The organism is uncultured Winogradskyella sp. (genome assembly GCF_963975125.1).
Classification (GTDB): Bacteria; Bacteroidota; Bacteroidia; order Flavobacteriales; family Flavobacteriaceae; genus Winogradskyella.
The window spans coordinates 1-17,226 of record NZ_CAXBGB010000070.1; the positions used below are offsets into that span (position 1 = coordinate 1).

General features: G+C 31.8%; 22 protein-coding genes and 1 pseudogene. 12 read left to right on the forward strand and 11 right to left on the reverse strand.

The genetic code is table 11. The annotated features are described in order from the left end of the window. Position 1 precedes the first annotated feature (1 nt). Together AAC053_RS10565 and AAC053_RS10570 are read right to left on the reverse strand one after the other, a co-directional pair. Positions 2 to 559: a Smr/MutS family protein gene (locus AAC053_RS10565; protein ID WP_339756117.1), complete on the reverse strand. Its 558-nt coding sequence runs from the start codon at positions 557 to 559 to the stop codon at positions 2 to 4. Next, positions 549 to 761: a hypothetical protein gene (locus tag AAC053_RS10570; protein WP_339756120.1), complete on the reverse strand. Its 213-nt coding sequence runs from the start codon at positions 759 to 761 to the stop codon at positions 549 to 551. Before AAC053_RS10570 ends, AAC053_RS10565 begins: the two co-directional genes overlap by 11 nt. A 94-nt stretch (positions 762 to 855) precedes the next feature. On the opposite strand from AAC053_RS10570, the gene AAC053_RS10575 reads away from it, so the two are divergent. Beyond that, positions 856 to 1,155: a DUF2752 domain-containing protein gene (locus AAC053_RS10575; protein ID WP_339756123.1), complete on the forward strand. Its 300-nt coding sequence runs from the start codon at positions 856 to 858 to the stop codon at positions 1,153 to 1,155. Positions 1,156 to 1,165: 10 nt separating this feature from the next. Further along, positions 1,166 to 1,492: a CCC motif membrane protein gene (locus AAC053_RS10580; protein WP_339756126.1), complete on the forward strand. Its 327-nt coding sequence runs from the start codon at positions 1,166 to 1,168 to the stop codon at positions 1,490 to 1,492. A gap of 77 nt (positions 1,493 to 1,569) precedes the next feature. On the opposite strand, the gene rocD is transcribed toward AAC053_RS10580, so the two are convergent. From rocD to AAC053_RS10595, 3 genes are all read right to left on the reverse strand, one after another. Further along, entirely contained in the window at positions 1,570 to 2,814 is a 1,245-nt protein-coding gene (gene rocD, locus AAC053_RS10585) for an ornithine--oxo-acid transaminase (RefSeq protein ID WP_339756129.1), read from the reverse strand. A gap of 301 nt (positions 2,815 to 3,115) precedes the next feature. Further along, positions 3,116 to 3,502, reverse strand: coding sequence for a DUF6768 family protein (locus AAC053_RS10590; protein WP_339756132.1), 387 nt, complete (start codon positions 3,500 to 3,502; stop codon positions 3,116 to 3,118). Continuing rightward, positions 3,492 to 4,043, reverse strand: a complete 552-nt coding sequence (locus AAC053_RS10595; protein WP_339756135.1) for a sigma-70 family RNA polymerase sigma factor — start codon at positions 4,041 to 4,043, stop codon at positions 3,492 to 3,494. The genes AAC053_RS10590 and AAC053_RS10595 overlap by 11 nt, the downstream gene beginning before the upstream one ends. A 356-nt stretch (positions 4,044 to 4,399) precedes the next feature. Here AAC053_RS10595 and rlmD point away from each other — a divergent pair, with 356 nt between their 5' ends. From rlmD to AAC053_RS10615, 4 genes are all read left to right on the forward strand, one after another. Next, positions 4,400 to 5,851: a 23S rRNA (uracil(1939)-C(5))-methyltransferase RlmD gene (gene rlmD, locus AAC053_RS10600; RefSeq protein ID WP_339756137.1), complete on the forward strand. Its 1,452-nt coding sequence runs from the start codon at positions 4,400 to 4,402 to the stop codon at positions 5,849 to 5,851. Between the two features lie 3 nt (positions 5,852 to 5,854). Next, entirely contained in the window at positions 5,855 to 6,400 is a 546-nt protein-coding gene (locus AAC053_RS10605) for a DUF6452 family protein (protein ID WP_339756139.1), read from the forward strand. Beyond that, positions 6,366 to 7,121, forward strand: a complete 756-nt coding sequence (locus tag AAC053_RS10610; protein ID WP_339756142.1) for a DUF6048 family protein — start codon at positions 6,366 to 6,368, stop codon at positions 7,119 to 7,121. Before AAC053_RS10605 ends, AAC053_RS10610 begins: the two co-directional genes overlap by 35 nt. An 84-nt stretch (positions 7,122 to 7,205) precedes the next feature. Next, positions 7,206 to 7,736: a DinB family protein gene (locus tag AAC053_RS10615; protein ID WP_339756144.1), complete on the forward strand. Its 531-nt coding sequence runs from the start codon at positions 7,206 to 7,208 to the stop codon at positions 7,734 to 7,736. A gap of 298 nt (positions 7,737 to 8,034) precedes the next feature. Here the strand turns inward: AAC053_RS10615 and AAC053_RS10620 are convergent. The 3 genes and pseudogenes from AAC053_RS10620 to AAC053_RS10630 all read right to left on the reverse strand — a co-directional run. Further along, positions 8,035 to 8,442, reverse strand: a pseudogene (locus AAC053_RS10620) (GIY-YIG nuclease family protein); the annotation flags it as partial. 138 nt (positions 8,443 to 8,580) lie between these two features. Next, positions 8,581 to 9,534 (reverse strand): phosphoribosylaminoimidazolesuccinocarboxamide synthase, encoded by a 954-nt coding sequence (locus AAC053_RS10625; RefSeq protein ID WP_339756147.1) that lies wholly within the window; start codon positions 9,532 to 9,534, stop codon positions 8,581 to 8,583. Positions 9,535 to 9,618: 84 nt separating this feature from the next. Then, positions 9,619 to 10,572: a PhoH family protein gene (locus tag AAC053_RS10630; protein WP_339756149.1), complete on the reverse strand. Its 954-nt coding sequence runs from the start codon at positions 10,570 to 10,572 to the stop codon at positions 9,619 to 9,621. A 121-nt stretch (positions 10,573 to 10,693) separates the two neighbouring features. Between AAC053_RS10630 and AAC053_RS10635 the strand changes: the two genes are divergently transcribed. From AAC053_RS10635 to dnaN, 6 genes are all read left to right on the forward strand, one after another. Beyond that, positions 10,694 to 11,530 carry an SAM-dependent chlorinase/fluorinase gene (locus tag AAC053_RS10635; protein WP_339756152.1) on the forward strand — a complete coding sequence of 279 codons (837 nt, stop codon included), beginning with the start codon at positions 10,694 to 10,696 and terminating at the stop codon, positions 11,528 to 11,530. Between the two features lie 3 nt (positions 11,531 to 11,533). Next, positions 11,534 to 11,830 (forward strand): antibiotic biosynthesis monooxygenase family protein, encoded by a 297-nt coding sequence (locus tag AAC053_RS10640; protein WP_339756155.1) that lies wholly within the window; start codon positions 11,534 to 11,536, stop codon positions 11,828 to 11,830. 146 nt (positions 11,831 to 11,976) lie between these two features. Then, entirely contained in the window at positions 11,977 to 12,699 is a 723-nt protein-coding gene (gene gldF / locus AAC053_RS10645; protein ID WP_339756158.1) for a gliding motility-associated ABC transporter permease subunit GldF, read from the forward strand. 2 nt (positions 12,700 to 12,701) lie between these two features. Beyond that, positions 12,702 to 13,196 (forward strand): hypothetical protein, encoded by a 495-nt coding sequence (locus AAC053_RS10650; protein WP_339756160.1) that lies wholly within the window; start codon positions 12,702 to 12,704, stop codon positions 13,194 to 13,196. Further along, a complete protein-coding gene (gldG, locus tag AAC053_RS10655) occupies positions 13,186 to 14,853 on the forward strand; it encodes a gliding motility-associated ABC transporter substrate-binding protein GldG (protein ID WP_339756163.1) in 1,668 nt (555 codons plus the stop codon). Before AAC053_RS10650 ends, gldG begins: the two co-directional genes overlap by 11 nt. An 86-nt stretch (positions 14,854 to 14,939) precedes the next feature. Then, a complete protein-coding gene (dnaN, locus tag AAC053_RS10660) occupies positions 14,940 to 16,058 on the forward strand; it encodes a DNA polymerase III subunit beta (RefSeq protein ID WP_339756166.1) in 1,119 nt (372 codons plus the stop codon). 195 nt (positions 16,059 to 16,253) lie between these two features. Here dnaN and AAC053_RS10665 read toward each other — a convergent pair whose 3' ends face one another. The 3 genes from AAC053_RS10665 to AAC053_RS10675 form a co-directional block, all read right to left on the reverse strand. Beyond that, a complete protein-coding gene (locus AAC053_RS10665) occupies positions 16,254 to 16,616 on the reverse strand; it encodes a DUF4870 domain-containing protein (protein WP_339756169.1) in 363 nt (120 codons plus the stop codon). A 62-nt stretch (positions 16,617 to 16,678) separates the two neighbouring features. After that, entirely contained in the window at positions 16,679 to 16,888 is a 210-nt protein-coding gene (locus tag AAC053_RS10670) for a DUF2892 domain-containing protein (RefSeq protein WP_339756171.1), read from the reverse strand. An 18-nt stretch (positions 16,889 to 16,906) separates the two neighbouring features. Beyond that, positions 16,907 to 17,212, reverse strand: a complete 306-nt coding sequence (locus AAC053_RS10675) for a hypothetical protein (protein WP_339756174.1) — start codon at positions 17,210 to 17,212, stop codon at positions 16,907 to 16,909. Between the last annotated feature and the right edge of the window lie 14 nt (positions 17,213 to 17,226).

A 17,226-nucleotide genomic window follows, 5' to 3' on the forward strand; every position in this document is an offset into this window, starting at 1 on the left:
ACTAAGCTTCTACATTCTGAAAAACCCTAACCTCAGTAGCACCTAAACCATAGGTCTTATAGTCTGCATCGTAAAATTTTACATTGTTATAACGACCAAATAAAGTTTCTAATTCTTGTCGTAGCACTCCTTCTCCTACTCCATGTATAAAAACAATTTTAGGAATACGTTTTTTTATCGCAAATTCTAACTGACGTCTTGCTGTATCTAACTGAAGATTTAACATATCGTAATTGGTCATACCTCTTGCAGACGGTGTTAAATGATGAATATGCAAATCTACTTCAAACTTTGGCGCACTTCGTTCTTTAGGTTTTACAGCTGGTACAAATATTCTCTTTTTGGTTTCCTTTTCTCTTTTTATAGCTTCAATATCAGAATTATAGATGGCATTCTCAATAATATTCTCATTAGAAGAATGCATAAGTTCATTAGCTTCAAACTGAAACTCAAAACCGTCATCGTTTTCAATCGTAATGGTAGAGCCACTAATTTTTGTTACTACACCAAAAATAGCATCATCAATGGTTTCAACAGTATCACCAACTTTAATCTTCATCTTCCGTTTTTATAAAAGTTTCTTCGTCTGTATTATTGTACTTACTCTTAATATTTCGAGATATTCTATAAATTCCAAACATAAGCAATACAATGCCTCCTATTAATAAATAAGTATTCTGTTGTTTTTGTGCTTGCGCATATAAGGCTACTAAACCACCAGTAACAATGCAAATAAAATTTATAATTCTTGAAATATTCATAGTCTAACAAATTAAAACATGATACAAAAATACGTTTTAGAATATTTTATAGGTGATATTATAAAAGTATTTAGCAAATTCTTAATTTAGCATTATGCAATTACTTATAAAAGGACTTGAAGATTACATGTTACCATGCCTAAACAAAAAGCTATTAGGCTTTGAGTGTATGGGTTGTGGGTTACAGCGTTCTGTGGCGCTACTTTTAAAAGGTGAGTTGTTAGATGCGTTTTTTATGTATCCTGCTATTTATACTATTATAGCCCTCTTTGGATTTCTAATAATCAACAGTTTTAAGAATTTTAAATTAGGCAATAAAATAATTATTATATTGGCTTTAGCTAATGTAATTATTATAATTGGCAATTTTTTAATTAAACTTTACTTAAAATAAAATCTCAATTATGGAACAACAAAGATTAAACCCAGCTATCGTTTACGTTTTGGCTATTTTAGGATTATTATGCTGCTGCTTCGGTGGCCTTGGAATATTACTTGCTGGCCCAGCATTCCTTATCGCTCAAAGTGGCCTAAAGAAAGCTAGTTTAAACCCAGAGAATTACGATTTAACAAGTGTTAAAGCTATGAATACCGCTAAAATTGTAGCACTTGTAATCTTAATTATTAATGTGGTTTACTTAATAATGACTATTTATAGAATTTATACAGTTGGTTGGGATGAGATAATGCAACAATCTCAAGAAATTATGGAACAATTTCAACAAAATTAATAATTAGTTGACTAAACATAAAAAAGCGATTTTCTTAATTGAAAATCGCTTTTTTAGTTATTTATGTCTGGTGTATTTTATTCTTCAAACTCTTTTAATGTCTTAATTATAATTGATACACAATCCAATAATTGTTCTTCTGTCATAACTAAAGGTGGTGCAAATCGTATAATATTTCCATGAGTTGGTTTAGCTAACAAACCATGATCTCTAAGTCTTAAACAGATATTCCAAGCTGTATCACTATCTTCATCATCGTTGATTAAAATAGCATTTAATAGCCCTTTTCCTCTTACCAAATTAACAATAGGACTAGTTTCAATAAACTTATTTATTTCTGTTCTAAAAAGTTTACCAAGATAATCTGCGTTTTCTGCTAATTTTTCATCTCTTACAACTTCTAACGCAGCAATAGCAACAGCAGCAGCAATTGGATTGCCTCCAAATGTGCTTCCGTGATTTCCTGGTTGAATGACATTCATAATTTCGTTATCTGCCATTACAGCAGATACTGGATATAAACCTCCACTAAGAGCCTTACCAAGAATTAAAACATCTGGCTTTACATTTTCATGATCTACAGCCAATAATTTACCTGTTCTAGCAATCCCTGTTTGTACTTCGTCTGCTATAAATAATACATTATACTTTTCGCATAATGCTTTAGCCTTTGTCAAATAACCTTCACTTGGCACAAACACACCTGCTTCACCTTGTATTGGTTCAACTAAAAAACCTGCAACATTTCGATTTGTACTTAAAATATCTTCAAGTGCTTGTAAATTATCGTACTCAATTTTAATAAAGCCATCTGTATATGGTCCAAAGTTTTTACGTGCTACTGGGTCATTTGAAAATGAAATAATTGTTGTTGTTCTACCATGGAAATTACCATCACAAACAATTATTTCAGCTTTATTAAGATCTAAGCCTTTAACTTCATAAGCCCATTTTCTACATAATTTTAATGCAGTTTCAACGGCTTCTGCACCAGAATTAATGGGTAACAATTTGTCGAATCCAAAAAATTCGCAAGCAAATTTTTCATATTTGCCTAACATGTCATTGTAAAATGCACGAGAGGTCAACGTTAAGCGCTGCCCTTGCTCTGCCATTGCATTTACAATTTTTGGGTGACAATGTCCTTGGTTTAATGAAGAATAAGCCGATAAAAAATCATAATACTTTTTACCTTCTACATCCCAAACAAAAACACCTTCGCCTTTGGTTAATACTACTGGTAATGGATGATAGTTCTGTGCTCCATACTTGTTTTCTAATGCCATCGCTTCTTGCGATGTAATGTGGTCTAAAACAGTCATTTTAATAAGTTTTTAAGATGAGTTCTTCTTGGTTTTTTCTATTTCCTAAAAAAGGTATAAAATTCGCCCATTTTTCGTCTATTTTTTCAACCATAGCGATGCTATGCCTTGCAAAAATAGTCTCATCTCAACAAATTTTATCTTCTTTTCGGTTAAAAACAAAAAGCCAAGATGAACTCAATGAATAAAATATCCATTCCTTATCTACCTTTATCCTTTCGATGTGTACGAAAATTCAGCGTGGGAAAGAAATCATCCCTAAGAACGTGCAAATTAGTAAATATTCCTGTTGAATTAAAACTTACTCAGATATTTTTGAAGATAGCGATGATACCTGAAGCTCTAATCGCTTTATTTCTCTAATAATCGCTTTTTTATCCATTTGCATCCAAGAGCATAGCTTCAGCATACTAGATGCCATTAAACTCAAGGTTCCAAAAATTCCCCATTTTATAAGTTCGTTGGTCTCTTCTGTATTTAAAAATTGAATCGCACAATAGATGAATAACCCGAAAAAGACCACTTGTACAATACTCATTACAATAACAAGCCAACTATTCTTACCAGAAAATATTCCAAATACCATTTGTAGAAAATTTTGCTCTTCTAAATCATCATAGAATTTTGCTTCTTCTTGCGTTAATGTTTCTTTAATTAATTTGTCTATATCTTCTATATTAGTTTTCATAATGTGTGTTTTTTAATGTTATTTTTAATTTTTCTCTAGCATAAAACAGTCTCGATTTTGTTGTTCCTTCTGATATTTTCAGCAAATCACTTATTTGTTTTATACTGTAAGATTCTGTATAGAAAAGCCTGACAATAACTTTCTGATTTGTCGGTAATTCATATATGGCTTTTAGCAACATTTGCTTTAAATGTTCATTTTCCGAATATTCTATAGCAGTACTTTCAATTTCAACATCATACCCAAAACTAGTATTTCGGTTCTTAGATTGTAATCGAAGCCAATCCATTGATTTATTACATACAATTCTAAAGGCCCAATATTTAAATTGTTTTGGTTTCTTAAGCTTATCTATTTTATTTATAATAGTTGTCCAACTATCTTGTGCAATATCTTTTGCCACATCTTTATCTTTAACCAACCAATACGCCTTATCACAAAACAATTTATGCCATCGCTTTACCAATGTAGTTAAGGCATTTTTATCGCCAGCTTTATAAGCCTCAACCAACTTCTCATCTATACTTTGGTTCGTTTTCAATTATGCCTTTTTAGTTTGCATTGATTTTCTTTTATAGAATGCACTTAAATATTTAACCAAAAACTATGGCTAGTTTCTTTCTTATTACTGGTAAAATAGTTTTCTACTTTATCATAAGCATCTTCAATTAAAGCAACATCTAGACAATAAATCACAATATTATTTTAAATAAATGAGACACTTTTTATTTTGGCTGATGTAATGTTCGTTTATGGATATTTATGACTTTCATACTCTAAAGACGTAGAATATTTAAAAAGGTTCAATTTTACTAAAGATAATCTAAATTATACAGATACTTTTTGGCTTAACAATTAACAAAATTACAGCTATCTTTGCATTCAAATTTTTTATAAATGCCAAAAAGAGAACGCAACAAATTTGTTAAACGCGGAGAGATTATAGAACTCTTAATTGAAGATTACGCTTTTGGCGGAAAAGGGATTGGTCGTATCAGAAATGAGCATGGCGAATTTGTGATTTTTGTTCCTAATACTTTACCAGGTCAATTGGTTAGAGCGCAGGTGAAGAAAACGAGCAAAAAGTATGCAGAATGTAAGCTGTTTGAAGTTTTAAAACCTTCGGAGGATGAAGTTAAAATGCCTTATCAAGATATTCCTGGTGCTCCATACATGCAATTACCTATTGAAAAGCAGCATCAATATAAAAAGCAAAGCACATTAGAGTTATTTAAGCGTATTGGTAAAGTTGCTTATATAGAAGATAAGTTTGATGAGTTTGTAGATTCTCCAAATACTTTCCACTATAGAAATAAAATGGAATATGGTTTTTCGGCTATTGGCTACAATCACGAATTAAAAACTGATGTAGATGAATTTACTCTTGGCTTTAAAAAAAGAGGCACTTGGTGGTGTGGTGATAATTTAAATAGTGATTCTGGTTTATTTGATGCCGAATTAGAAAACCATTTAAAAGACATTAGAGTTTATTGTGAAACAACTGGCTTATTGCCTTGGCATGCACCAAAAAGAGAAGGCTTTTTTAGATATTTTGTAGTAAGAAAATCTTTTAAAACCAATAAACTATTATTCAACTTAGTAACTACATCATACGATTTACCAAAATTCGATTTAAATAAATTCGCTAACTATTTAGTAGAATTATTTGGTGAACGTGTCGCAGGCTTATTACACACCATAAATGATGAAGTTGGTGATAGAACCATCGCTACAACCGGAAGTATTAACCTAGTTTATGGAGAGAACAAAATCGTTGAAGAATTATTAGGTTTAAATTTTGAAATTAGCATGAAAAGCTTTTTTCAAACCAATCCAAAATGTGCAGAAAAACTATATTCTAAAGTGGCAGATTATGCTTTAGAGAATAAAGAAGCTATTGATAATACTGTGGTATTAGATTTATTTTGTGGTACAGGTACCATAGGTCAAATCATAGCAAATAAAGCAACAAGTACAAAAATTGTTGGTGTCGATATTGTGGCTTCAGCTATTGAGGATGCTAAAAAGAATGCAAAACGAAACAACATAGAAGGTTTAGAGTTTTATGCAGCAGATGTTGGTAAGTTTTTAAGCGAGCATCCAGAATATACCAATAAAATACGAACTATTATTTTAGATCCTGCAAGAGCTGGTATTGCTCCCAAAACCCTTAAAAAAATAATAAATCTTAATGCAGAACGTTTGGTTTATGTATCTTGTAATCCGGCTACACAAGCAAGAGATACTGAGCAGTTGATGCAAGCTGGTTATGAAATTACAAAACTAAGTTTAGTAGATCAATTTCCTCATACAGCACATATTGAAACGGTTGTTTTGTTTGAAAAATAATACATGAGAAACCTAAAATTATTTGCCTTATTTATAGCATTAACACTTATAAGTTGTGAGCGCGATGATATTTGTGCAGAATCTACAGCTACTACTCCACGTCTCTTTATTGAGTTTTATGATGTTTCAAATCCCGATGATCTTAAAAGCGTGTTGCGATTAACAGTTTATGGTGAAGGTTTGCCAGATCCTAATCCACCAGAAGCTTCCGTTGATGAAACTCTTTTATTCAATGAAAATTCCAACTCAGTTCAATTACCTTTGAGAATTGATACTGAAGGTGTTCTTACAACGTCACGTTTTAAATTAGAAAAAGAAACTAATTTACGATTAGACACAGATCCTTTAACGGATTCTAATATCGATATTATAGAAATCTCTTACATACCAGAATTTTTATATGTCTCGAGAGCTTGTGGTTATAAAAGTATATTTAATACTTTGGAAATCGATTTAGATCCAGATGGCAATACATGGATAGACAATATAGATATAGTAGAAACAACAATAAAAAATGAAAATACAGTACATGTACGCATCTTTCATTAGAAGTGTAATACTTTTGCTATTGTTTACTACAATAGCATTTACGCAAAACGAAAAGAAAACGGTCGCGGACACCTTAGTCTATAAACAAAAGTATGGACTACGTTTAGGTGCAGACATTAGTAAATTAGCACGTTCATTTTTGGACGACAATTATACTGGGTTCGAAGTTATGGGCGATTATCGTCTCACCAAACGTATTTATATTGCTGGAGAAATTGGTAATGAAGAACGTACAATCGAAAACGAAGTTTTAAATAATACTTCAAAAGGAAGTTATTTTAAAGGTGGTATAGATATAAACCTCTATAAAAACTGGCTAGATATGGAAAACATGATCTATGCAGGCTTCCGTGTTGGCGCAAGTACCTTTAGTCAAACCTTGAATAATTACGACATCTATAATGTGAATAATCAATACTGGAATCAACAATTTTCAGTAGAAGATGGCACAGAATATAGTAGTTTAACAGCTATTTGGGGAGAAATACAGATTGGTTTAAAAGCAGAGCTTTTTAATAATCTATTTGCAGGTTTAAACGTGCAACTAAAATTTCTTGTTTCAGAAACAGCACCAGATGATTATGAAAATCTGTACATTCCTGGGTTTAATAGAACTTATGATAGTGGTGCTATTGGTGGTGGTTTTGGTTTTAATTTATCTTACCTAGTTCCTATTTTTAAAAAGGATAAAATTGTGATTCAAGAAAAAGAAGCAGAATAGCCGTTAGCAAATAAACAAATCCACAACTAAACGGCTCCGCAAATCAACATTTCTTCGTATCTTTTCTTTATCAATTAATAATCTATGGATAAAGAAGCTATTGCAGATTTAATAGAAGCCAAACACTCTGAACTAATATCGTGGTTAGAAAATCAACCTGATGATTCTTGGACACTAGGACCAGAAAACAAATGGACTACTGGTCAGCAAGCTTTACACCTTCTACAAAGTATAAAACCACTCAATAATGCTTTGAGTATGCCTAAATTTTTATTGCGTTTCAAATTCGGGAAAGCAAATAGACCTGTTAGAAATTACAATGCAATTGTACAGCGTTACCAAGAGCGACTAGAAGGTGTTAAAGGTAAGACCTTTAAAGGCTCTCAGAACATGAAGGTACCAACACTAAGTGAAAAAGAATTTATTCTCAATAGACTGCAAACTGAACAGAAAAAACTTCAATACAAAACCAAAAAGATTAGTGATAAGAACTTAGATACTTTAATCTTACCACATCCATTAATGGGTAAAATGCCTATTAGAGAAATTATTATGTGGACTGCGCATCATGTGGAGCATCATACTGAGACATTCAAAGAGAAATACAATTTTTAGTGAAGAAAATAATTCTAACGTTAACCACATTTATTATAATTACATCTTGTAATAAACAACTAGATTCAAAATTTCAAGGAAAGTTTGATTATGAAATTGTTGATGCTGAAAAATTTTAAAAAAACATTTCTAAGCGGCAGTTTTGGTTACGTCATAGGAGATTTAAATATTCAAGGTTTAAGTATAAAAGGAATTGAAAATTTAGAAGATAATAAGAACTATATAATAGTATTAAATCACCCTATTGATAGAATATACTCAAATTCAAGAATTATAAGGTCAGAAGCACAAGAGCGTATTAAAAGAAAACCATTGGAAATAATCTTAAATAAAAATAAAACCTCAAATCACGTTTATATCTATAAACTGGATAAAAAAAACCATTATAGGGTTTTACTACCTTAAAACAATCACTTGTCATTCTGAACTTGTTTTCAGAATCTAATTGCCTCCAAAGATCATCCCAATTAGGGTTATCCTTTTCTATCAGGTTTATTTTCCAAGCTCTCCTCCAGTTTTTAATTTGCTTTTCTCTTTTTATGGCATCATCTACATATTGAAATTCTTCAAAATAAACTAAACGTTTTAGTTTGTACTTTGATGAAAAGCTACTGCCTTTACCTTCAACATGTCTTTCCATTCTATCATCAATTCTGCCAGTTACACCAGTATATAAAACTCCATTCGGTTTATTGGTTATGATGTAAACCCAATAATTATGGTAAGCTCTTTACATAAATTTAATAGTATTGACCAGATGTAAAAACCTTTTAGATGCTGAAATGAATTCAGCATGACAAATAATAAACTAATAAATCAACTTAACGAAACAACAACTAAACGACTAAACGTTTCCCAAATACTCCAAAACATTAGCTTCTATCCTACTCTGTATATCAGAAACATCACCTTTTACAAAAGTGTCACCTGTAATATTCTCGTAAAGCTCGATATAACGTTCACTAACCGTTTCAATATAGTCATCGCTCATAAAAGGAACCGTTTGGCCTTCTAAGCCTTGAAATTTATTGGCTATTAACCATTGTCTTACAAATTCCTTAGACAATTGCTTTTGCGGTTCGCCTCTATCTTGGCGTTCTTTATATCCCTCTGCATAGAAATAACGTGAAGAATCTGGAGTGTGAATTTCGTCAATCAATACAATTTTACCGTCTTTAGTTTTTCCGAATTCGTATTTGGTATCTACTAAAATTAAGCCACGTTCTGTTGCAATTTCTGTACCACGTTGAAATAACTTTCTGGTGTAATCTTCAAGAACTATGTAATCTACTTCAGAAACGATGCCTTTTGCTAAAATGTCTTCACGAGAAATATCTTCGTCATGGTCTCCCATTTCAGCTTTAGTTGCAGGAGTTATAATAGGTTGAGGAAACTTGTCGTTCTCTTTCATACCTTCTGGCATTGCCACTCCGCAAAGCATACGTTTACCAGCTTTATATTCGCGCGCCGCATGACCAGACATATAGCCACGAATCACCATTTCAACTTTAAAAGGTTCGCATAAATAGCCAACAGCAACATTAGGATCTGGCGTAGCCACCAACCAATTTGGTACTAAGTTTTCCGTTTCCCTCATCATTTTGGTGGCAATCTGATTTAAGATTTGTCCTTTATAAGGAATTCCTTTTGGCATCACTACATCAAAAGCACTTAAACGATCTGTTGCAACCATAACTAATTGATGGTCATTGATATTATAAACTTCTCTTACTTTTCCTTTATAAACACTTTTTTGGTTAGGAAAATTGAAATTGGTATCTATTATTGTGTTACTCATTATTGATTAAACGTTTATGAGTTGATTTATTTGTTTGTTGTCAGTTCGAGTGTTTCGACTTTTTTTGTCAAAATGTATCGAGAACTACTCCCGATTCTCAATACTCTTATATGCTTCTATCACTTTCTTTACTAACTTATGACGTATCACATCTTTATCGTCGAGATAAATCATACCAATACCTTCAACATTTTTAAGGACTAAAAGTGCTTCTTTTAACCCAGAAATAGAACGGCGTGGTAAATCTACCTGACCAGGATCACCAGTTAATAAAAACTTAGCATTTTTGCCCATTCGTGTTAAGAACATCTTCATTTGTGCATGTGTGGTGTTTTGTCCTTCATCTAAAATCACAAAAGCATTATCTAAAGTTCGTCCTCGCATAAAAGCTAATGGAGCAATCTGTATTACACCTTTTTCTATATAGCTTTCTAGCTTCTCAGCCGGAATCATATCTCGCAAAGCATCGTATAAAGGTTGCATGTATGGATCTAATTTTTCCTTTAAATCACCTGGAAGAAATCCTAAATTCTCACCAGCTTCAACCGCAGGACGTGTTAAAATAATACGCTTTACTTCTTTACTCTTTAAAGCCTGTACAGCTAGAGCAACACCAACATAAGTCTTACCTGTACCAGCAGGACCAATAGCAAAAACCATGTCATTTTTACGAACAAGCTCAACAAACTTACGTTGATTAGCCGTTTGTGCTTTAATGAGTTTACCACCAACACCATGCACTATTACTTCTCCACTCTTAGCAGAAGTTGTATAATCATCACTACTTTGACTTGTAAGAACACGCTCAATTACATTTTCATCTAATTTATTGTATTTACCAAAATGCTTTATAAGCATAGTCATTCGGCGATCAAACTCTTCGAGTAAATCCTCATCGCCATAAGCTTTAATTTTATTACCTCTGGCTACAATTTTGAGTTTAGGAAAGTATTTTTTAAGAAGTACAATATTAGCATTTTGTGCACCGAAGAATTCTTTTGGAGATATTTCTTCGAGTTCTAGGATAAGTTCGTTCAAAAGCGTGCTTTATTTAGTGTGTTAATCTGTTTTCTTTTATTAATTTTGTGTACCAATTGTGTAATAACAAAGCTAGCAATTTTACAACCATAATTCTTAAAAAAATATCAACAATCAATCCATGGCAATAATCACTTTAACGACTGATTTTGGAGAAAAAGATCACTTTGCTGGAGCCATAAAAGGCGCTATTTATAGTGAACTTTCGAATGTTAGAATTGTTGATGTGTCACATTCTGTATCACCTTTTGATATATCTGAAGCAGCTTACATTATCTTAAATGCTTACAGTAGTTTCTCTAAGGGAACCATCCATATTATCGGAATTGATTCTGAGTTAAGCCCTGAAAACAAACACATTGCAGTTAAATTAGATGACCATTACTTTATATGCGCTAACAACGGAATTATGAGTATGATTTGTGCAGAAATCGCTCCAGAGAAGATTGTAGAAATTAATATTCATGATAAAATTGAAACCAGTTTTCCTGTACTAGATGTCTTTGTAAAAGTCGCTTGCCACATTGCAAGAGGTGGCACATTAGAAGTGATAGGAAAAGTTATTAACACCATAAAACCAATTAAGAATTTAATACCTTTTGTAAATGATGAGCAGAATCAAATTATTGCTAGTGTTATTTACATTGATAATTACGGAAATGTAGTGACTAATATTAAACGTAAGTTTTTTGAAACTATTCAAAAGACAAGAGCTTATGAAATATCTGCTCGTAATCATAAATTCAAAACCATACATAGTAAATATAGTGATATTATAAATTTTGAAATCGAAGAATCTAGACGTAATGATGAAGGCAGAGGTTTGGTTGTTTTTAATTCTTCAGGATATTTAGAAATTGCCGTTTATAAAAGTAATTGTAGAACAGTTGGTAGTGCCTCTACACTTATGGGTTTAAAAACTATGGATACTGTTACTGTAAATTTTCTAAAACCATAAATAGTGTTAGTAAGAATTGTAAAAATGAGTTTTGAACCGTCTAAGATTGAAGAATTCTTGGCTAATTTTGAAACCGTAAAAGAAAAGATTCGCAATTTTAAAGGTTGCAATTTTTTAGAATTATATCGCGACCAGAACAATACCAATATCTTTTTTACGTATAGTTATTGGAACACTGAAGCTAATTTGAATACTTATAGACACTCTGAATTATTTAAAAATGTTTGGAGTAAAACAAAACCTTTGTTTAATGAGAAACCCGAAGCATGGAGTGTGGATAAATTAGCGAGTTTAGATTGATGAATTACAATTGATAATTTTTGAATATAAAATAAAAATTGGAGTATCATTGCGAGCAAAGCGTGGCAATCTCTTTAATTAAACTAAAAATAAACAGATTACCACGTCGCAAATGCGACTCGTAATGACGGTACAAACATTAATTAATGCTAGCAATCCTTAAAAAAGAAATAAACACCTTCTTTGCCTCACCAATTGGTTATTTGGTGATTGGCGTATTTCTACTATTAAACGGATTATTCCTTTGGGTTTTTAAAGGAGAATTCAACATTTTAGATAATGGACTAGCAAGTCTAGAGTCGTTCTTTTTACTAGCACCTTGGATTCTTATTTTTCTAGTACCAGCAATAACCATGCGAAGTTTTAGTGATGAAAAGAAACAAGGCACTTTAGAGTTATTAATTACCAAACCGATTTCGCATTTTCAGATTGTATTAGGTAAGTATTTTGGGGCTTTTGCGCTCATCTTAATGGCTTTAATTCCAACGTTACTATATGTTTATACAATATCGCAATTAGGGAACCCAGTAGCTAACTTTGATCTGGGTAGCACTATTGGTTCTTATTTTGGCCTATTGTTTTTAATTGCAGCTTACACAGCCATTGGAGTATTTGCCTCTACCCTTTCAGATAATCAAATAGTCACCTTTATCATTGCTGTTTTTATATGCTTTTTCTTCTATTTTGGGTTTGAAGGCTTATCAAATTACGCAGTCTTTGGTGATATGGTCTATATGGAAAATTTGGGTATGGAATCACACTATAATAGCATGAGTCGTGGTGTTATTGACACAAGAGATTTAGTCTATTTTATAAGTATTGCATTAGCGTTTTTAATATTTACAAAACTTAGAATTCAAAAACAATAACAATGATTATAACTCCCTTTTTAGTCATTTTTATGGTCGTTGTTTTTGCACTACTATTCCTGTTTTTAAACACCGTTGACAATCGTAAATGGCTTTCTGCTTTAATAAGTTTAGTACTCACACCTTTTGTGTATTTCTATCTATTTTATCCTTTTGTAAATATTTTGAGCAGTTATCATCATCAGAAATATTTTGATAGCGAAGCTTGGATAGAAAAACCCACTTTACGTTACGAAATGATTGATTATACTATAGAATCTGATACACTTATAGGTGCTACAAAAGAAAAAATAACTGCTTTATTAGGTAAACAAGATTGGTTATCTTGGGACGAATCCCAAAAGACACACAATACAAACGGATGGAATTATGGGTTAGGAATAGAACCTGGTGCTTTTAATGACCAAAGAGAATGTGTGGAAATTACATTTAAAAACAATAAGGTTGTAGCTTTAAAACCTTTTAAAGAAGAAATTACATTCGAAGATGAAGAATAATAAAGGTCTCATATATACAGCGTTAGTCATTGTTGGGCTTTTTCTTGTAAACTTCATTGCAAGTAAGGTTTATCAACGTTTCGATTTAACTAAAGATAATAGATATACACTTTCTGAGACTTCAAAATCGTTGATTAACAATTTAGATTCACCTCTTATAATAGATGTGTTTTTGGAAGGAGATTTTCCTTCAGAATTTAGGTTACTTCAAACTGAAGTGAAACAAATTATTGATGAATTTCAATTAGAGGCCAAACAAATATTTATCAACTACATCAACCCTATTGAAGACGAAACAACTCGAAAACGCAATATTGAAGAGTTAAGTAATTCTGGTCTAGAACCTTATATTAATACAGATAACAGCACTGGCAAAGTCACACAAGAAATTATATTTCCTTGGGCTTTTGCAAGTTACAAAGATAAAACGGTTAAGATTCCGCTTTTAAAACGTAGTATTACTCAAGGGTTACAAGAGCAAATTACAAATTCTATACAGACTTTAGAATATGCTTTTGCCGATGGGTTTAGCAAACTAGTAAATCCTAAAGCTAAGAAAATAGCTATTTTAAAAGGTAATGGTGAACTGAGTGATGCTTACATTGCTGATTTTCTAAAAATGATGCAACCCTATTATAACATTGCTCCATTTACTTTAGATAGTGTAGCAACAAATCCTCAAAGCACTTTAGATAAGTTAAATCAATACGATTTAATAGTTGCCGCTAAGCCAAGTGTGGCATTTTCTGAAAACGAGAAATTGGTGCTAGATCAATACACAATGAATGGTGGGAAAAGTCTGTGGTTAACAGAATCTGTTATAATGGATAAAGACAGTTTATACAACGATGCAAGTACAGGCGTTTCTATAATGCGAGATTTAAAACTTAATGACTTTTTCTTTAAATATGGTATTCGCATTAATCCAAGCCTAGTAAAAGATTTATACTCTGCTCCAATAATGTTGGCTATTGGAGAGGGAAGTAATGCGCAACTACAACCTATTCAGTGGCAATATTCTCCTTTAGCAGCATCTAACCCAAAGCATCCAATAACCAAGAACTTAAGTCTAGTAAAGTATGATTTTACAAGCCCGATGGATACTTTAAAAAATGGAGTCAAGAAAACGATCCTTCTTCAAAGTTCACCGAGATCAAAATTAGAAGGTACACCAAAACAGATTTCATTAGATAATGTTACTGAAATAATTGATGAAACCACATTTAATGAAGGACCACAAAATTTAGCTGTTTTATTAGAAGGGGAATTTACTTCGGTATATGACAAACGTGTTTTACCTTTTAATACTAAAGACTACAAATCTAAGAGTACCACTACCAAAATGGTAATTATTTCGGATGGAGATGTTATTAAAAACGAAGTCGTTAGAAATAAACCACAGCAATTGGGCTTTGATGAACTCACAGGAAAAGCCTTTGGAAATAAAGAATTTTTGCTAAACACAGTTAACTATCTTTTAGATGACACAGGACTTATAAACATTAGGACAAAGGAAATTAGTATTCCATATTTAGATTCAGAAAAAATAAAAGGCACTAAAGGTAAATGGCAACTTATTAATATTGCCTTACCTCTTGTACTACTTGGTCTTTTTGGATTTGCTTTTAACTACTACAGAAAGAAAAAATATACCTAGAATTTGTTAATAAGTTTGTTTTATAAAACCCTTCTATTAGGATATATTTGTAAGACGAATTCAAAGTTAAAAAACATATATTCCATATGAAATTTATTGTTTCAAGCACCTATTTATTAAAACAACTTCAAGTATTAGGAGGTGTTATTAATAACAGCAATACGCTTCCAATTTTAGATAATTTCTTATTTGAGCTTAGCCAATCGAGACTAACGATTTCGGCTAGTGATTTAGAAACAACAATGTCATCTACTATTGATGTAGAGAGTGATTCTGAAGGCAGCATTGCTTTACCAGCTCGTTTATTATTAGATACGCTAAAAACGTTTCCTGAGCAACCATTAACCTTTGTTGTTGAGGATAATAACACGGTAGAAATTAGCTCTAATCATGGTAAGTATGCTCTAGCTTATGCTGATGGAGCAGAATTCCCAAATGCAGTATCTGTAGAAGATGCTAGTACTACAACTATATCTGGAGACATCTTAGCTACAGCAATTAGCAAAACTATTTTCGCTGCTGGTAATGATGATTTAAGACCAGTAATGAGCGGTGTGTTCTTTCAATTTTCTCAAGACAATTTAACGTTTGTTGCGACAGATGCACACAAATTAGTGAAGTACACTAGAGCAGATGTTAGTGCAACTGAAACCGCTGAATTCATTATGCCAAAAAAGCCTCTAAATCTTTTAAAAGGAATTTTAGCAGGAATTGATGATGATGTGTTAGTTGAATACAATGAGTCAAATGCTAAGTTTACTTTTGAAAACTCAGTATTAATTTGTCGTTTAATTGATGGTAAGTATCCTAATTATGAAGCGGTAATCCCAAAGGAAAATCCAAATAAATTAGTAATTGACAGAACACAGTTTTTAAATTCAGTTCGTCGTGTTAGTATTTTCTCAAATAAAACAACTCATCAAATTCGTTTAAAAATTGCTGGTGCAGAATTAAACATCTCAGCAGAAGATATAGATTATAGTAACAAAGCTGAAGAACGTTTAACCTGCGATTACCAAGGTGACGATATGCAAATTGGTTTTAACTCTCGTTTCTTAACTGAAATGATTAACAACTTAAACTCAGACAACGTACAGTTAGAAATGAGTTTACCTAATAGAGCTGGTATTTTAACACCAATTGATGGTTTAGATGAAGGTGAACATGTTACTATGCTCGTTATGCCAGTAATGCTTAATAATTAACACATTCCTGCGAAGGCAGGAATCTCATAGTCGAGAATACGACATATAAATATTAAAAAATGCTTATCAAAAGATAAGCATTTTTTTGTGAATATAAATAAGTAAATCTTATTTCAAATTAGAGATTCCTGCGTTTGCAGAAATTAAAAAAGACTCACTAAATAGTGAGCCTTTTCATTTCCATTTCTTTAATAACTAACTAACAAAATTAAGAGATAATGGATAGCTAGGTAATTCACCATTACTAGCTTTTATTGCGTTTATAATTGGCATTACAAATGCCAAAATACCGATTAATACCAGTGTAAGAATTCCTAACCCAAACACTAAAATTAACGGAATACTTAAAATAGAATATATGATAATGCTCAATTGAAAATTCAAAATAGCTTTACCGTGAACATCCATATCATCTACTTTATCTTTTTGTGTTACCCAAATAACTAGAGGTACAACTAGTCCACCAAAACCAGTAACATAAGTCAGTAGTTGAGCCAAGTGTGTTATGACTAACAATTGATTGTCTGTGCGCTTAAGAGTATGATAATTTGATTCCATGATTTGTTCATTTACAACTATATGACGTACATAGTTTTAAAATGTTACAAAAAATATATAAATTAACAAGAGGAACAATTTCCGCCTTCTTTCTTTACACCTAGTTTTACTAATATGGTTTCTAATAAACACCATTTTGTAAATGCTGATTGTATTAAATTGACACCAATAAATACGGTAAACCACATCCAGTTTTGGTTAACATAGAAAGTTAATACTACGCTTATTAATACCATTACTCCAACAATTACTCTAAAATATGTATTTAACATTTTAATTAATTTTTAAGTTTATATAAATTTTTCAATAGGAACCACAGCCGCTTTGATAGGATTATTAGTTTCTAAATTCGAATTGAATTCTGTAATAAAATGGAACAGCCCCTCAATGTATTTATCTTCAGTAAAGGAAAAAAACAGACTTGATTCATTGCCTATTTTTTCGCCCGAAAACCAGTTTGAAGCCATTAATATGGATGTTCCTTTTTTATAGCCATCAATATTTGAACCACTAAAGTTTTCAATATTTGCTTTTTTGAAGAGTTTTAAAACGTCTTTTTGAAACTCTTCTACTGCTGTAACTATGACTAATTTCATGCTTAATTAGTTTT

Bases quoted from the DNA above. Each gene is read 5' to 3' on its own strand.
- AAC053_RS10565 (WP_339756117.1), bottom strand. From the start codon at position 559: ATGAAGATTAAAGTTGGTGATACTGTTGAAACCATTGATGATGCTATT.
- AAC053_RS10570 (WP_339756120.1), bottom strand. From the start codon at position 761: ATGAATATTTCAAGAATTATAAATTTTATTTGCATTGTTACTGGTGGT.
- AAC053_RS10575 (WP_339756123.1), top strand. From the start codon at position 856: ATGCAATTACTTATAAAAGGACTTGAAGATTACATGTTACCATGCCTA.
- AAC053_RS10580 (WP_339756126.1), top strand. From the start codon at position 1,166: ATGGAACAACAAAGATTAAACCCAGCTATCGTTTACGTTTTGGCTATT.
- rocD (WP_339756129.1), bottom strand. From the start codon at position 2,814: ATGACTGTTTTAGACCACATTACATCGCAAGAAGCGATGGCATTAGAA.
- AAC053_RS10590 (WP_339756132.1), bottom strand. From the start codon at position 3,502: ATGAAAACTAATATAGAAGATATAGACAAATTAATTAAAGAAACATTA.
- rlmD (WP_339756137.1), top strand. From the start codon at position 4,400: ATGCCAAAAAGAGAACGCAACAAATTTGTTAAACGCGGAGAGATTATA.
- AAC053_RS10605 (WP_339756139.1), top strand. From the start codon at position 5,855: ATGAGAAACCTAAAATTATTTGCCTTATTTATAGCATTAACACTTATA.
- AAC053_RS10610 (WP_339756142.1), top strand. From the start codon at position 6,366: ATGAAAATACAGTACATGTACGCATCTTTCATTAGAAGTGTAATACTT.
- AAC053_RS10615 (WP_339756144.1), top strand. From the start codon at position 7,206: ATGGATAAAGAAGCTATTGCAGATTTAATAGAAGCCAAACACTCTGAA.
- AAC053_RS10625 (WP_339756147.1), bottom strand. From the start codon at position 9,534: ATGAGTAACACAATAATAGATACCAATTTCAATTTTCCTAACCAAAAA.
- AAC053_RS10635 (WP_339756152.1), top strand. From the start codon at position 10,694: ATGGCAATAATCACTTTAACGACTGATTTTGGAGAAAAAGATCACTTT.
- gldF (WP_339756158.1), top strand. From the start codon at position 11,977: ATGCTAGCAATCCTTAAAAAAGAAATAAACACCTTCTTTGCCTCACCA.
- AAC053_RS10650 (WP_339756160.1), top strand. From the start codon at position 12,702: ATGATTATAACTCCCTTTTTAGTCATTTTTATGGTCGTTGTTTTTGCA.
- gldG (WP_339756163.1), top strand. From the start codon at position 13,186: ATGAAGAATAATAAAGGTCTCATATATACAGCGTTAGTCATTGTTGGG.
- dnaN (WP_339756166.1), top strand. From the start codon at position 14,940: ATGAAATTTATTGTTTCAAGCACCTATTTATTAAAACAACTTCAAGTA.
- AAC053_RS10665 (WP_339756169.1), bottom strand. From the start codon at position 16,616: ATGGAATCAAATTATCATACTCTTAAGCGCACAGACAATCAATTGTTA.
- AAC053_RS10670 (WP_339756171.1), bottom strand. From the start codon at position 16,888: ATGTTAAATACATATTTTAGAGTAATTGTTGGAGTAATGGTATTAATA.
- AAC053_RS10675 (WP_339756174.1), bottom strand. From the start codon at position 17,212: ATGAAATTAGTCATAGTTACAGCAGTAGAAGAGTTTCAAAAAGACGTT.